Annotated in this window: 6 protein-coding genes and 1 pseudogene; 3 read left to right on the top strand and 4 right to left on the bottom strand. The window is 72.4% G+C overall.

Translation table 11 applies throughout. The features are described 5' to 3' along the window. Positions 1 to 24: 24 nt before the first annotated feature. The 4 genes from ACFYXF_RS11470 to ACFYXF_RS11455 form a co-directional block, all read right to left on the bottom strand. Positions 25 to 1,818 (bottom strand): alpha/beta hydrolase family protein, encoded by a 1,794-nt coding sequence (locus ACFYXF_RS11470; protein WP_389349306.1) that lies wholly within the window; start codon positions 1,816 to 1,818, stop codon positions 25 to 27. Beyond that, the gene (lanL, locus tag ACFYXF_RS11465) at positions 1,815 to 4,703 is read right to left on the bottom strand and encodes a class IV lanthionine synthetase LanL (RefSeq protein ID WP_389349305.1); all 2,889 of its coding nucleotides are present in this window, start codon (positions 4,701 to 4,703) and stop codon (positions 1,815 to 1,817) included. Before lanL ends, ACFYXF_RS11470 begins: the two co-directional genes overlap by 4 nt. A gap of 548 nt (positions 4,704 to 5,251) precedes the next feature. Next, positions 5,252 to 8,083, bottom strand: coding sequence for a LuxR C-terminal-related transcriptional regulator (locus ACFYXF_RS11460; protein ID WP_389349304.1), 2,832 nt, complete (start codon positions 8,081 to 8,083; stop codon positions 5,252 to 5,254). A 138-nt stretch (positions 8,084 to 8,221) separates the two neighbouring features. Beyond that, positions 8,222 to 8,683: an Lrp/AsnC family transcriptional regulator gene (locus ACFYXF_RS11455; protein WP_389349303.1), complete on the bottom strand. Its 462-nt coding sequence runs from the start codon at positions 8,681 to 8,683 to the stop codon at positions 8,222 to 8,224. A 189-nt stretch (positions 8,684 to 8,872) separates the two neighbouring features. Between ACFYXF_RS11455 and ACFYXF_RS11450 the strand changes: the two genes are divergently transcribed. From ACFYXF_RS11450 to ACFYXF_RS11440, 3 genes and pseudogenes are all read left to right on the top strand, one after another. Continuing rightward, positions 8,873 to 11,884: an ATP-binding protein gene (locus ACFYXF_RS11450; protein ID WP_389349302.1), complete on the top strand. Its 3,012-nt coding sequence runs from the start codon at positions 8,873 to 8,875 to the stop codon at positions 11,882 to 11,884. 211 nt (positions 11,885 to 12,095) lie between these two features. Next, positions 12,096 to 12,871: pseudogene (locus ACFYXF_RS11445) on the top strand (DUF4132 domain-containing protein). Next, positions 12,868 to 16,290 carry a hypothetical protein gene (locus tag ACFYXF_RS11440; protein WP_389349301.1) on the top strand — a complete coding sequence of 1,141 codons (3,423 nt, stop codon included), beginning with the start codon at positions 12,868 to 12,870 and terminating at the stop codon, positions 16,288 to 16,290. Before ACFYXF_RS11445 ends, ACFYXF_RS11440 begins: the two are co-directional and overlap by 4 nt. The last annotated feature ends 2 nt before the right edge of the window (positions 16,291 to 16,292 follow it).

Below are 16,292 nucleotides of genomic sequence, written 5' to 3'. Positions count from 1 at the left end.
ACCTCCTTTCCTCATGTCTTGCGTTCAGTTGTGTGCCATGGCCGCCAGAGGCGGCCGGTTTTCCTGGCCCACGGATGCCCCGCGACGGGCATCCGGCCGGGTCAGGAAGTCGGTGATCTCGCGCGGCTGCGGAGCGCCCGCGAGAGCGGTGAGGGCCGTGTGGCCCCGGTCGGCGGGCTCCCGGTAGGTGACATGGCCGTGTCCCGCGTCGATCAGCCGGTGCGCCAACGCCCGTGCGTGGGCGACCGGGATGGTCTCGTCGAGTCGTCCGTGGAGGAGGAACACCCTCGTGCGGATGAGCCCCGCCAGCCGCAGCAGATCGCGCGGTCCCAGTACGTCGTCCACGTCGCCGTGGCCCACCAGCCGGTCGATGAGGTTGCGGGTCGGCCGGTACGCGTCCGCGTACAGCGCCGGTACCGAGCTGAACGGCGCCACGGCCACGCAGCCCGACCATCCGTCGGGGTCGGCGGCAGCCGCCAGCAGGGCCAGGAAGGCGCCGTAGCTGCTGCCGTACACCGCCGGCCGGGGTGCGTCCGGTCCGCGCGTCTCGTCGACGTAGGCGCGCAGAGCACGGATGTCCGCGAGGTCGGGCCCGCCCCACGCGCCCCGGATGGCGTCCGCGTGTTCACGGCCGTAGCCCGTGCTGCCGCGCTGGTTGGGGGCGATCACGGCGAGGCCGGCGTCGGCGAACAGCTGGAACAGGCTGTCGAAGGCGAGCGTCCAGTGCCGGTCGGGTCCGCCGTGCAGCACGATCACCACCGGGGCGCCGGCACGCCAGTCGGGCCCGTAGACCACGGCTTCGAGGGAGCCCTTCGCGCCGGGCAGCCGCTCCAGCCGCGCGGGATGCCGGCCGGCCTGAGCGGGCGCCGACCGCAGTTCGCTCTCGCCGGGCCGTACCCAGCCGAAGACGGTGGGCCTGGTCGGGCCTGTGTACGCCAGCCACAGCCCCCGGTGGGTCCAGGCGGCCTCGGGCCCGACGACACCGGGGGGCGTCGCCACCTGGCGGATGGCGCCGGATTCCACGTCGTACAGGGCGAGTTCGGAGCGCGCGCCCCTGTTGACCGACGCGGCCAGGAGACCTCCCGTCGGGTCCAGTGTCAGCGGGGTGACGGTCGAGTCCGGAGTCCCCAGCCCGTCCAGGAGACGTACGACCGTACCGGTCGTCACCCCGAGGCGCAGTCCGGCGCCGGTGTCCAGGGCCAGCAGCACCCGGCCCGCGCGGGACAGCAGGACATGGCCGACGCCGGCCCCGCTGCCGTCGCCGGTGAGCCGGGTGACCCGGTCGCTCTCGAGGGCGGCGGGGTCGATGCGGAGCGGGGTCGGTGTCCCGTCGACGACCGCGGTGACCGCCAGACAGGGGCCGACGGCCGCGGCGCCGCCCAGTCGTCCGGGCAGCCGGACGACGGGCGTGAGCCAGGGCTCGTCGTCCCCTACCCGGAACACCGTGGAATGGTCGTCGGCTCCGTACGCGACGGCCGTGGCGATCCAGCCGGGCAGGTCCAGGCCGGGCAGCAGGCGCAGTGGTGTCGGACAGGGGCCGAGCGATCGGCGTCCGCCGGTCAGGTCGAACAGGTCGATGTGCTGGACACCGCCCGGCTCGTGCCAGGAGAGCAGGGCCCGGCCGTCGTCGAGCGCCACGCACTGGGTCAGGGGCAGGTCCTGGTCGAGGGTGATCCGCAGCCTTCTGCGCGGGCCGGCCTCGGTGAGTTCCCATGTCTCCAGGTGGCGGGCGCCGGCCTCGTCGCCGGCGACGCAGACCGCCCGCAACCCGCTCGGGGAGAACGCCCTGCTGCCGCGGTGGAGGGTCCGGGGCGTCATGCCGGCACCTCATCGAACGCGGTGGCCCGTACGACGCGCTGCCCGGGCCACCCCGCGTCGTCGAGCAGGGGGCGCGGACCGCCGTGCCGCAGACGCAGCAGGAAGGAGACAGTCCCGGCGAGGCCGACACCGTAGTCGACGGTGATGCGCGTACCGCTCTCGTCGGGCAGCAGCGCACGGCCGTCGCGCAGGGCGTGCCGGGTGTGGAGGGTGGCGGCGAGATCCTCGGCCATGGCCCGGTACGGACCGCCGAGGGACTGGTCCATGTCGAGCAGGAAGTCCCCGTTGCCGGCCAGCCCGTGGCAGACGGCGGTTCCGGTACGCGTACGGGCGCGATGGACGGCGGTCGCCGCTTCCTCGGCCAGTTCCCTCAGGGTGTCCTCGCCGGTGGCACGCCACAGCCGGAGCAGGAAGGTGCCGACCCCGGAGGCGCCGCTGCACAGGTGGTAGAGCATGCCGGTGCCGTTCTCCGCCGTGCGGTCGGTGCGCCAGCGTGCCCCCCAGACACCGCGTTCGGCGGAGCGCGTCAGAGTGTCGCCCGCTTCCCGGGCCAGGTCGAGGAGGTCCTCGCGGCCGGTGGCCAGCGCCGCCTCCAGGAGGAAGGCGCCCACGCCCGCCACCCCGTGGGCGTATCCGAGGTGGGTGATACCGGCGAGCGCGGAGTCGAAGTCCGCCGGGATGGGCCAGAACACCCCGTCGTCACCGCGCACGGCCACTTCCGCGAGGCCGTCGGCACAGACCGCCGCGCGGTCCAGGAACTCCTCGCGTCCGGTCGCCCGCCACAGCCGCAGCTGTGTAAGGCCGGCTCCGGCCGCGCCGTGGAACAGGTCCGGGTTCTCCCATCGCAGGGGCAGTGCCAGCGCCAGCCGTTCCGCGCGCTCGGCGAGACCGGCGTCGTCGAGACGGCGAGCCGTGTCGTGGAGCGCCCAGGCGGTGCCCGCGCGGCCGAAGTAGAGACCGGGCAGCGGCGGTCGGGCGCCGGGCGTGTCGAGGCGGGCGGTGAGCCAGGAGGCGGTCCGGGCCATGGCGGCCCGGAGGTCGGGGCGTGCGAGCGCCGCGTCGGCCTGAGCCAGCGTGACGAGGACTCCGGCGGCACCGTGCTGCACGTTGCACGGGTCCGTAGTGTCACCGAAGGGTGTGCTCTGCCAGAGTCGTTCGGCGCCGTCGTCGGCCGTGGTCGCCAGTACGTGGGCCAGACCGTCGTCGACGAGCCGGTCCACCGGGTCGTCGACGGGGTCGCGGGGGCGCGGCAGAGATCCGGAGCCGACAGGACGCGGCTGCTCCACATCTCCCTCCAGGAAGCCGACCGGCCGATCCACCGGATCCCCGCCGGAATCGCCAGAGCGCGGCAGAGGTCCGGAGCCGACGGGACGCGGATCCTCAGCGTGCGCCTCCGTCTGGTCCCCCGCCTGGTCCTCCAGGAAGTCGACGAGCCGTTCCGGCGACCAGCGGTCCGCCGGATCTTGCGCGCACAGGCCGCGCACGGCCGGCGCCAGGGTCCGGGCCGCCGTGTTGTGCTCGACGGTGAGTGCCAGGACGGCGTCGAGTCGTTCCACGACGGTACGGCGGTCGGCGGGCTCGTCGCCCGCGAAGGCCGGGCCGACGCCGGTGGCCATGAAGAAGAGGGTGGCGCCCAGGGAGAAGAGGTCCACGGTGAACCCGGGGGCGGGTCCGTACCGGGGTCCGTCGGCGTACTCGGGTGCGCCGTAGCCCGGGGTGTACGCGCGGGTCCCCCACTCGCCCGGGCGGGCCACGAACTCGGGGTCGATGAGCCGGAGTTCCCCGTCCGGGGTCACCATCACGTTGTTGGGGGTGAAGTCCCGGTAGACCAGGCCCCGGTCGTGGATCTCGCCGAGCAGACGGGTGAGCCGGAGGGCGATGTCGCGGATGTCGTCGAGGGGCGGCCCGGTGACGGGGTCCGGCAGGGCGTCGAACCGTTCGCCGACCCAGCGCGTCAGAGTCGTCCCGGGGACCACGGCCTCCACGAGGAACGTGCGGTCCTCGTGGTCGAAGAGTTCGACGAGGTCGGGTCCGAGCCCGGCCAGTCCGGTCAGCGCCGTCGCCTCCGCGCGCAGTGCGTCCCGTGCGTCGAGTCCCGTGTACCAGCTTCCGACGTGCGCCCGGGCCTCCTTGACGATGACCTCGTCGCCGGTCTGCCGGTCCACCGCGCGGTAGACACCGCCGCGCGCGGAGTGCCGGATCGCGTCGTGGACGGCGTAACGGTCCCGCAGCAGCACCTGCCGGGGTGCGCTCGGCGCCTTTCCGGGTCTGCCGGGCGGGCCGGGGAACGGCAGCTCCGCCCAGGCCGGCGGTGCGAACCAGGGGGTGCGCAGATCCTCGACCGCACTGCCGTCGGGGGCCTGGAGCCTGGCCTGGTGGACGCCTTCGTGGGTCAGGTGGGGGACACCGCGGAACGCGCCGTAGCGGTAGTGGACCAGACTGCCCGGGCGGTAGGGGCGGTCGGACAGGATGTGGGGGCCCGGCAGTCCGGCGGTGGCCCGGTCCAGTTCCTCGGCCAGGGCCCGGAACTGGTCGTCGTCGCTGGGGTAGGCGGTGATGAACTTGCCGCACTGGGCGCGGTCGTACCGGATGCCCGTCAGTTCCTCGACGTACGCGGCCCGCGCGGCGAACTTGAACGGGCACCCGTGACGTACCAGCACCCGCGCGGCCCGGACCAGCACCTCGGGCGCCGAGAGCGGGGTCGCGGACACGTGCAGCTTCCAGCCCTGCACCCGGCGCTCCTGCTCCACCGGCCCGACCCGGCACCAGAAGCCTCGCTCGGCCGTCTCCCAGTCCGGGGTACCCGCTTCGTCGTCGAGCACGAAGCGCACCAGTGCCTGCAGAGGAAAACCGGCGTCGCCGGCCCCAGGGTTGCCCAGTGCCACAAGGAACTCCAAGATCGAGCGTGCGGGGAAAGCCGCAGGAATGGCGGGGGATGCGTCCCTGGCGTCCCTTCCTGCGAACACGGTCGATTCTTCGCACTGGCGCCTCCCGCAGCATTGGGGAGATCCCTATCCCCGATCGGGGACGCCCGGCTGGGGTGGCTGCTCCTGCTGCCCGCCGGACGGACGTGACCGAACGGCCGGGCCAAGTCATGGTGGACGGTGGGCGTTCGTAGCGTCGCCCGTCGCGCAGGAGGGCCTGTCGAGCACGGTGTGGAGAGCGCGCCGAGTCCCGCAGAGCTGGGCCGGCCCCGTTTCGCGGAGGCCCATCCGGGACTCCATGAGCACGTTGTCCAGGGCGTCGCCGATGTACCGACCGAGGCTCGATGCCGGACTCGAGGAGGTGCGGGGTGAACGCGAACGACGAGCACTGCCCGCATCCGAATGATCAACCAGGCCCGGCCCAGCGGGAGTTCCTGAACGGTCCCGGCGGACGGGCCTGGCGCGCTTGTTCGGTTCGCCGGACCCGGGCCGTCTGCCGGGCCGGGCGTCTAGCTGATCCGGCGCAGGAGGTCGGACAGGGCGAGCCGGGACGTGACGTCGAGTTTGCGGTAGACGCGGGACAGATGGGTCTCCACCGTGCGAGGGCTGAGGAAGAGCCGCTCGGCGATCTCGCGGGTGCGCAGCCCCGCCACGGCCAGTTCGGCGATCTCCCGTTCGCGGTCGCTGAGCAGGCCGAGAGGGTGTGCGGTGCGGCTGTCCGCCGACAGTTCGGCGCGCAGCTGGGCCACGTGTTCCTGCACGAGCAGCGCCGTGGAGGCGCGGGCGATCGCCTCGGCCGCGTCGAGGTGGCCGAAGGCCGCGGCCGGGCCTTGCGTCTCGTGGAGGGAGCGGGCGCCGGTCGCCAAGGTCCAGGCGTACTCCACGGGCATGCCGGCGGATCGGAAGGCCTCCCCGGCGAGTTCGAAAAGTTTGGACGCCGCGTCGTGTTCGCCGTCGCTCATGTGGAGTTGAGCTCGGGCCCGGCGTACGTATGCCTCCTGGACCGGCAGTCCGAGCCGCTCGGCCTCCGCCTCGGCGGACCGGACCAGTCGGTGTGCCTCCTCGCGGTCCCCGCAGCTCAGCGTGGCCATGGCCAAGAGGGAAAGCAGGTAGGGCCGGGAGAAGGGCCTGACCAGCGGCAGTCCCTTGCTGACCCCGCTGTCCAGCAGGGTCCGCCGGCACCCGGCGGCATCATCGGCGAGCAGCCGGGCCTGTGCGAGCAGGCCCGTCGCCGAGGCGGCCCACCAGTTGTGGCCTGCCGAGGTGATGCTCGTCGCCTCCTCGACGAGGGCGACGGCCTCGTCGGCGTACTCCCGGCCGCGGGACCACACGAGCGCCGTCGCGCGCATCGCCTGCGCCAGGGCGACCGCGGGCGGCACGCCCAGGGAGCGGGCCAGAGTCTCGACCTCTCGGGCATGCCGCTGGGAGGCGTCCAGGTGGCCGGTCCACTGCTCGGCCATGGCGAGTCCCAGCAGCCGGTGGAGCAGGATGGGTTGCTGGGGGCCCGTGTGGTCGGCGGCCAGCCCCCGGCTCAGGTGGCGGACCGCGTCCGTGAACCGCTCCAGGTAGAGCTCGGCGCTGCCGAGCAGGGCAAGGGTTTCCGGCGTGCGCCCGGCGAGGGGGTCCGGAAGGGCGTCGACGAGCCGGGCACAGTGGGTGACTTCGTCGGCGGCCTCGTCGAGGTCACCGGCGTGCGTGGCGCAGAGGGCGTTGAGGACCCGCAGTACGGTGCGATCCGTCTCCTTCGTACCGTCCGCTTCGCCCGGCGTCCGTACGGCCTCCCGGAGCAGGACGCGTGCCTGGTCGTGCGTACCGCGCAGGACATGGACCAGCCCGTACTCGATGATCAGTTCGGCGGCCTCGGCCGGCAACGGATCGGGCAGCGGTCTGGGCAGCAGTCCGAGAGCGGCGCCGGCGATGGCCGCCGCTTCCGCGTACCGGCCGAGCTGCCGCTCGGCGCCGGCGCAGACGGCGTGGGTCTGAAGCAACTGCCGCTCGCCGAGAGTCTCGGGCCGGCGTCCCAGTAGTTCGTGTGCGCGGGTGCGGGCCTCGTCCAGCCGGCCCGAGGCGATCAGCGCACGACAGCAGGCGACTTCCATCTCGGTCCGTACGGTGGAATCGCCTCCCCCGTCGGGCAGGGCCTCCAGGGCCAGCCGAAGCCAGTGCGCCGCGGTCGCCGGTTCCTGTGCGGTGATCTCGGCGGCCCCTTCCGCCAGGGTGCGCGCGGCGAGAGCGGCGTCGGTGCCCAGCAGGTGCTCGGCGTGGCGGGCTCGTTCGCGGGCCCGCCCGCCACGGCCGGTGATGAGTTGCAGGGCGCGACGGTGGGCGCGCAGCCGGAAGGAGAGTCCGGCTCGCTCGTGCGCGACATGGCCGACAACGGGATGACGGAAGGTCAGGCCGCCTTTCCAGTCGGCCGAGCGCACCAGATCCGCCCGCTCCAGTTCGGCGAGTGCGTCGAGCGTGCTGTCCATCCCCAGGCCGGAGACCTGGGCGGTGTCCTCCGGCCGGAACGGGCTGCCGATGACGGCCGCCGCCGACGCCGTGACCGCCGCCTGGGGCGACAGCGCGTCGAGCTCGGCGATCAGTGGCTTCGCCTCGCGGAGCAGCCCGGCGGTGTCGGTGCCCGGGCGCTCCGGCCAGTGCTCGGGGTGCCAGTTCGCCGCTGCGAGCAGCCGCACGTGGCGCGGATTGCCCTCGGCCGCGGTGCACAGTTGGGTGGCGAACTCCTGGAGTACGGCCGGGGTACGCGATCCGGAGCCCCCAGGGGCGCGCAGGTCGGCCAGCAACGCGGCCACTGGTTCCGGGGCGAGAGGGCCCGGTTCGACACGCGTCACCGCGCCGGCCCGTGCCCCGTCCTCCAGCGCTTCCCGAAGCTCAGGTGGCGTCTGACCGGGGCGGTGGGCGAGGGCGAGCAGGAAAGGGCCGGGCACCACGGATCGCACCAGCCGAACGAGCAGCGCCGTCGAGTCCGGATCGCACCAGTGGATGTCGTCCAGGACCAGGGCGCAACCCGCCGCCCACTCGGCGGGCCGGTCACCGACCTCGTCGAAGCGCCGCGGGCCGCCGTCGGCCGCGCGTGCCGCCCAGGCGTCGCGGAACACCTGCAACGAGGCGGTGTTGCCGCGTACGGCGTGGGCGCGGACCACCGGGATGCCCCGTTGCGCGGCCAGCTCGGTCAGCGCGGTGGCCAGGCTGGTCTTCCCGATGCCCGGCTCTCCGGAGATCTCGACGACCGAGCCCTGACCGTTTCCCAACGCCTCCACGGTTCGCTTGAGCAAGGAGAGTTCGGCCTGCCGTCCGACGAGGCGCTCCCTGGCAGCCGGTATGGGCGCTGCGGCCATGAACGCCGTTCTCCCTCCGCACAGGGTACTGACAGGACAACCATACAGACGGAAACCACTGGACTCGACTTCCGTTTTTGAAGTGACACGCATACTTGGACGTCGATTGCGATGTCACAGTTGCGTATTGCAGCCGTCTCAGTCAGGGATGTCCCACGTGAACCGGTGCACATGGATACCGAAGTACGGGAAGGACTCCACGGCGCGCACTCCTGGGATGGTGCGGACCCTGTCGTTGATGATCGTGGACAGCTCGTCCATGGTCCGGCACACGACCTCCGCGAACAGGTCGCAGGAACCGGCTGTGGACACGAGGTAGATCACGCTGTCGATGGCCTCCAGCGCGTCGATGATCTCCGGGAGTCCACCGTCGACCTTGATGGCGAGCAGCGCCATGACAGGCAGTCCGAGTTTCAGCGGGTCCGTGACCGCGGCGAACTCCAGCAGGCCGCGCTCCGTCAGGCGCTGCACCCGGGCTCGCACGGCCGGAGCGGACAGCCCCACCTCCCGGCCCAGGTCGGTGTACGAGGCGCGGCCGTCCTGCTGAAGCAGCCGGATCAGAACCTTGTCGACTGCGTCCAGCTCGATACGGGCCGTCACGCGCTCCTCTTTCCTCCCTGGGTGTCCGGACGCGACCGTAGCAATTCGGCGACGTCAGCCGGAGGAGTCCCCTGACGCCCAACGGTACGGCAGGTACGTACAAGGCTTACGTACTTCCCCCGACGTATTCGCACTTGGGTTCGATGAAGGTTGATCTCGCAGCTGACCACTGTTGTGAGGGAGACATCGTTGGACACGCCCTTGGACCGAGCACGATCCTCCGTCTGTGAGGAGCCTCTGACCGGTCGTGAGCGGGAGACCGAACGGCTACGGCGGGTCGTCACGGCTCGCACGCACGCGGGGCCCTGGCTGCTGGAGATCACCGGAGACCCCGGCATCGGCAAAACCCGGCTGCTGACGGAATGGACCGGGCTCGCCGAGAGGGCGGGGCTGACCGTGCTGTCGGGCAGAGTGTCAGGGGCGGATCGGGGACGGCCGTTCGGGGTCTTTCGCACACCGGTCGTCCGGGCCCTCGAACTTCCCGGTGTGCTCGCAGCGGTCGCCCCGGAGGACCGGGCATTCCTGCTCCGCCACTTCACGGAAGCGGTAGCGGAGGGGGAGGAGGAGCCAGAACCGGAAACAGGACCGGTACCGGAAGCAGGTCCGGACGGACCGGCGGCCGGGGCCGAGCCCCCCGCCGAGGAACAACCTCGACTGCGCCGATGTATCGCGGGTCTCCTGTGGGCGGCGGCCGGTGACCGCCGTCGTCTGACCCTCTGCCTCGACGACCTCCAGTGGGCCGACGACGAGTCCGTCGAGCTCCTGGGCCATCTCCTGCGCCGGCCCCGGCCTGGCACGTCGCTGATCCTCGTGTGTTCCGTACGCCCCAGGCAGCGGCCGACGGCATTGACGGCGTGTCTCGCCGATCCGGACGACGCCTTCCGCGTGGAGCGGTTCCGGCTCCGGCCGCTGCCGCGCGGCACGGCCGGTGAGCTGCCCGGCCTCGCAGCGACCACCGAACGGCAGCGATTCCTGTACGAGGCCGCCGGCGGCAATCCGTTCTACCTGCGCGTGCTGTCCCAGTCACCAGGACCGCTCGCGCCACCCGGCGGGATCAACCCATGGGTCCTGTCGGACGAGACGGTCATGACAGCGGGCTCCGTGCTGGCACGTGAACTCGCCCCTTTGGACGCCGCGGAGCAGGACGTCCTGCGGGCCGCCGCCGTGCTGGGCGAGGAGTTCGACCCCACACACCTGGCCGAACTGGCAGGCCGGGACCCGGCGAGCACCACACAGGCTCTCGACCGTCTGATCGCCATGGACCTGGTCCGCGCCGATCACGCCCAGGGACGGCGGTGCCGCCTGCGCCATCCGGTGTTGCGCACCGTTGTCTATCAGGGCGCGCCGCACGGCTGGCGCCTGGCCGCGCACACACGCGCCGACCGCGTCCTCCGGGAGGCGGGCGCCGACCCGGCGCAGCGTGCTCCGCACGTCGCCCGGTGCGCTGAGCCCGGTGACCAGAACGCGGTCCGCCTGCTGACGGAAGCGGCCGATCAGGTGTGTGACACGGATCCGGCGGCTGCCGCGTCATGGCTGAGCACGGCGCTGAGCCTCATCCGCGAGGACGGAGAGGGGCTGCGGGTGCGGCTGACGACGTCCTTGGCGCGCTCGCTCGGAGCCATCGGGCAGTTGCGCGAATGCCGGGAACTGCTGCGACGGATCCCCCGGCCGTCCGGCGCACCCCGCACCAGGGCGGACACGGAACTCGTGGCGTTCCATGCCATGGTCGAACGCCACCTCGGCAACTACGGCCGGGCCGAGTCCCTCCTGACAGCCGAACTCGCCCTGATGGCCGAAGACGCCGAAGACAACGACGGCGTCGCCGATTTCGCCGAGCTGAGCAACCCTCTGCGGCTGGAGCTGGCCACGGTCAGTCTCCTGCGCCGCGCGTTCCCCCGCTCACGGGCACTGGCCGAGGATGTGCTGCGGCACGCGACGGAGGTACAGAACCGCCACCTCCGCATGGCTGCCACCGTCCGTCTCACCCACTGCAGTGCCTTCGCGGGAGACGTCCCCACTCTGCTGCACCGGGCCCGGGAGGCCGGCGCACTGGTGGACTCGACGGGAGACAGCGAACTCACTCCGCACCTGGACACCGTCTCCCAACTCGGCTGGGCCGAGGCCCTCGCCGAGCGGCATCACGACGCGCTGCGCCACACGGCCCGCGGGATCCGGCTCGCGCAGATCTCGGGACAACTGTTCGTCCTGCCCTACCTGCGGCTCGCGCACGCCTACGCCAGCGTCAGCGTCGGCCGGCTCTCGGACGCGCTGAGATCGGCCGAAGGCGCCGAGGAGGACGCCCACCGGATGGAGCGGCCGGCCCTGCTCGGCTTCGCCCTGGCCCTGCGCGCCTGGGCCACCGCGCTGGTGGACGGCCCGGACGTCGCCACGACGACGGCAGAGCGGGCGGTGCAGGAGCTGGGTGCGGGCGGCAGGCTCTGGGCGGTCACCGCCGGGGTACTCGCCGACGTCCGGCTCGACCAGGGGCGGCCCGGCGAGAGCCTGGAGCTGATCCGGTCGGCCATGGAGCACGACAGGCATCCCGGCACCGCCCGGTCCATCAGGCCGATCTGGTACGCCGCCGCGGCCCGGGCCGCGGCGGCGCTGGGTGACCGCGACGAGGCCGCCGAGTGGGCGCGGCGGGCGTCGTTCGACGCGGATCTGCTGGGTCTGCCGGGGCAGCGTGGATACGCCGCCCTCGCTCGGGCCCACAGCGCCCCGGATCCCGTCGGCCCGCTTCAGGAGGCGGTCTCCGGTTTCAGGGCCGGCGGTCTGGTCCCGATGGAGTGCCGGGCCAGGCTGCTGCTCGCCGCGGAACTCACGTCACGCGGACCACGCGACCAGATACGTGGGCTGGAGCAGGCGCTGGAGCATGCCAATCGCGCGAAATCACTCGCGGAGGCCTCGGGGGCGCGCCGTCTCTACCGGGAGGCGGTGGACATCCAGCGGCGGCTGGGCGCTCGTCGGCCCCGCCCGGTGCGGGAAGCCGCGACATCGTTGCCGGACATGTCGGCGCGGGAGCAGGAGATAGCCCGCATGGTGGCTCTCGGCATGTCCAACAACGACATAGCCCGCGTCCTGGTCGTCTCGTCGAAGACCGTCGAGGCCCACCTCACCCGCATCTTTCGCAAGGCCGGTGTGCGCTCCCGGACCGCGCTGGCCACAGCGCTGTCGAACGCCGGTCCGGAGCCCACCCTCTGACACCGCCCACCGCCCACCTGAGGGCGGGCTCCCTTGGATGATGACCGATCGACAGTACGTACCCCCGTTACGTGCTTCCACGGATGCGTCCGGGTGCCGCAAGGGCTTGACTCGCTGTACGCCGGAGAGACCCGCTCCGCACACCTGGTTTGCGTCAGTCCTGGCTTGACCGTGCCGATTGCAGGTTCTGTTGATACGGAAGGCAAGATCAGTGAGCTGGCTGACTGCGGGTGACGGGTACGAGGTTGCCCTGGTGAGGGACCATCCGGAAGTGCAGCGGCTGCGCCGGCTCGCCGAGTGGCTTCAGCGGCACACGGCTGCGTGCCTGGCGCAGGTCGACGCGTGGATCTCGTCGTCGCTTCCGGTGCCGACGGAGCTCGTGGCCCGGGTGTGGCCGGACGAGGTGTGGCGGTCGGCGTTGCGTGACCTCGTGGTCGTCGGTGACGCGCCGGACGAGGTGGGGTTCCTGCGGGATGCCACCGAGTCGGGCGAGCTGCGGGTGGTGAACCTGGACGGCGAGACGGTCCGGCTGTCGCCGAGGACGGTGACGCTGCCGCATCCGGTACTGCTGCCGGACCTGGAGGAGCTGCGGGAGTTCGCGACGGGACAAGGGATCGTCCAGCGCGTCGAGCAGATTCACCGGGCGGTCTGGCGCAAGCCGGCGAACCTGTACGGCGACGGGACCGAGGTGACGGAGTTCGCCGGGGCCAGTTTCGGCTCGCGCTACGCGCTGGCCGCCCTGGCCTCCTCCCTCGGCTACCGGACGACGGCCGGCTACACCAGCTGCCGCGTGCACGACGGGCGGCAGACCGTCGACGCCTGCTGTGGACCGGATCGTACGAGTACAGCACGCAGAGCGGGGCCCTGTTCTGGGGCGACCGCGCGCTCCGGCTGCGGGAGGTCGGCCCGGTGGCCTGGTCGGAGGGGATGCGGATGGCTGCGGCACTCTATGCCCGGCGCGTGATCGAGGAGGGGACGGGCGCGTGAGCGGGGGGACGCGGGTGTCGTACGAGGAACTGCTGGAAGCCGGTGCGGTACTGCCGCGCGGCTCACGGGACGTCGGTGAGCGGGCCGTGCCGCTGACGGCACGTACGTACCGTCAGCCGGGGCCGGACGACCGGGTGGTGGTGCGGCTGGTCACCGAGGAGCTGGGCGCGGCGGAGGACCTGGCCGCTGGTCACGCCGGCTTCGTACCGGACGGGAAACCGGTCGAGGTCGGGCTGGCGGCGCGCCGGGCGCTCGGTTTCCCGGAGTGGGTGCTGGTGCACCACCCGCAGGACGCTCAGCACGCGCTGGACGTCGTCCCGGAGCTGGAGCGGATCGCCCGCCGGGCGAAGTCCAGTGTGCAGGCCGCCATGGACGACAGCCGGAAGGTCGCCCGGCGACTGGCCGCCTCCGTGCCGCACTTCCTGCCGACGTTCCACGAACAGGTCGGGCGGATCTTCCTGTCGGCGGAGAGCACGGCGTACGCGGCGCAGATGTTCACCCGGGCCCGCGAGGCCGAGGCCGAGCACGGGCTGACGGTGGACGAGCAGCGGCAGGACGCCGTCTTCCTGGAGTTCGCGCTCGCCGGGGCGGTGTCGGTGAAGGCGCTGTCGGCGTACGCCAGGGATCTGGCCGCCCGCTTGCCGGCGCCCGAGGCTCTGGATCGGTTCACCCGGCTGTGTCTGTTGGGCAGCGCGGGCGGGCTCGTGCCGTCCGTCCGGTCGGGGGTCGATATACGCAGGCTGGCGCGCGCCGTCGGGCCGGACGGAGCCGAGGCCGAGCAGACATACCTCGTGGAACTGCTCGCTCTGCCCGCCGCCATGAGGGCGCCGACCGGCTGGTGGAAGGCCCAGCGGACGGCCCTCGTCGAGCTGGCCCGCCGACATCCCTCGGCGCGCGGCGCGCTCCTGGACGCGATGCCCGTCTCCTACGACCAGGACGTGCTGGTGCTGTGGCTGGACGTCCTGGAGGAGTCCGGGGCCCTCGCCGGGCTCTGGGACGACACCCTGCCCGAGGAGCGGCGGCCCCGGGACGGCACCGCGGGCTGGTTCGTCCGGTTCCTGGAGTTCCACACCGGGGCACTGCACTGGAGCGAACCCGCCCGCCTGCCCGCGCTGTACCGGCTGGTGGAGCGTGCCGCCGACCGACTGCGCACCGAACTCGCCGGTTCAGGGCGGGAGTTGGAGGTGGTGCGGGATCTCGATCTGCTGGATCTGCTGCTTGCCCGGAACGTGCCCGTCGCCCCGTTCCCGGAGAACCACCGGCTGCCCCTGGAGCAGTGGGTGAGCTTCGACGACCGGCGCGACCTGTTCGCCCTCGCGGCCGACGAACGCTTCCAGGAGGTCTTCCACCGCAGCGCCGACGGGTTCTACGGCAGTACGGACCACCTGCACACGCTCAGGGTCCTCGCCCGGTCGCCCGGCGGCCGTCCGATGCTGGCGGACTGGGTGCGCGAGGTCGCGCCGCGCGCGCCCGCCGCCGGACTGCCCGATCTCCCCGAGGCACTCGGCCCCCTGCACTGGCTCCCCGCCGAGGTGCTGAACCTGGCAGAGGACGAGATGCGGGCAGCGGCCGCAGCCGGCCTGGCCCCACTGCTGGCCCGGACCCTGCGAACCGGCCTCTTCGACGAACTCGGCTGGCCCGCCTGGGACGAGGCGGCCCGCGCCCTGGTGGAGAAGGAGGACATCCAGTTCCTGCATGTCGCGGACGCCTGGCCGTACCTCGTCGTCGCCGGTGACTCGCAGGTCCGGGTGATCGACGCCGACGGCACGGTGCTCGTCCATGATCTGCGGTTGCCGGAGACGGCGGGGTACTACGACCGTCCCGGTTTCCACTTCGTGGACGGTGAACTCCTCGTCCACTGGCGGACCGGCGACCACGGAAACAGCGGCTACTGGCACCACACGCCCGACCGGATCGTGGCCCTGGAGGGCCTGCGCGGCGCCCGCATGGGCATCGACTGGTACCGGGAGGAGACCGGGGTGTCGACCCTGCCCCTGCCCTGCGGCGGACGGATCGTCGGGCCGGGTGTCCTCCACCTCGGCGGCACCTTCCTGCATCAGGAGGCGTTGCTGCTCAGCGACGGCGACTCGTACTGGATGCGGGGAGGAGACACCTGGCTCGGATTCGACCCCGACACCGGCACGCTCGGCCCCGAGAGCATGCCCGCCTTTCTCACCGAGGCGACGCTCGACGCCCCCGAGGGCAGCACGTTCGAGTACGGCACGCTGCTGCCCCACTACGACGCCGAGTTCGGCCCCGCCGCGGCGCCGGTGGACGAACTGCTCGGCTGGCGCGTGATCCGGCTGCCCGACGGCTCGCGGCGCGGCGAGGACCTGGCCGGACGCCGCGTCACCGTGCCGGCGGGCGCGGGGCTGCCGTGCGCCGCGGTGGTGTTTCCCGGCGCGGACCGGCCCGTGGCCGCGAGCCGGGACACCGGCTGGGCCGTCCACCTCGTCGATGCGGACGGCGTCGTCACGGCCACCGCGCGGGTGGACGGCGCCCCCGGCGCGTTCGCGGAGGGCACCCCGATCCTCCCGCCCCCGACCTACTGGCACTGTCTGCGCCCCCGGGACCCCCAGGGCTCCGCCGCACTGCGCCGCATCGACGACGACACGGCGCGAGCCCTGCTCGGGGCCGCCTCGACGCGATCCGAGGACGAACTCCCGGATGCTGTACGGGAGTTGGTGCCGCAGGTCACCCATGACGCCCTGGTGTCGGGGATCGCCGGAGTGCTGCGATTCGCCGCCGAGCAGCAGGCGGTCCTCGACAGGGTGGCGGCCAGGCTCAAGGAGGCGCTCACCGCGACCGGGTCCGAGTCCGCGCGCCGACCGTATCCGACACTGCTTTCCCCACCCCTAACTCCTATTCCCCTGCCCGGAGACGCAATGAATACCGCATACTCACCCGTAACGGAATTCAACCTCCTGATGGATCTACAGGACAGGATCGGCTACGAGAATTTCGCCGACGGATTCGGTCTGACGGAATACGGTGACCTCTCCGGCTTGGTGGCGGGTTGGTCGGACGACCTCGAATTCACGGGTCGGCTGATTCCCTTCGCGCAGGCCACCGGCGGCGGCTCGTTCTACGCGCTCTGGAAGATCGACGACCGGACCGACCTCGCCACCCTGCCTGTGGTCGTCTTCGGCGACGAGGGCGGGCAGCACGTGGTGGCCCGCGATGTGCGGGAGCTGTTCCAGCTGCTCGGCTTCGACGCGGAGATCAGCGTCGACTGGGAGAGGGCCTACTTCTACCGCGACGAGGACGAGCCGTACACCGAAGGCCGCGACGAGTACGTGGCCTGGCTGGACCAGCACTTCGGTCTGCCCGTGGCCACGAACCCCGATGCCGTCCTCGCGGCGGCGCAGGAGGAGTTGGGGCAGCGGTTCGCGGACTGGGTCCGCCCCTTCCTGCCTTGATC

The organism is Streptomyces sp. NPDC002680 (assembly GCF_042889145.1).
GTDB classification, from domain to species: Bacteria; Actinomycetota; Actinomycetes; order Streptomycetales; family Streptomycetaceae; genus Streptomyces; species Streptomyces adonidis.
Note: the sequence above shows the minus strand (reverse complement) of the source record. Positions and strands in the feature narration are given on the sequence as shown.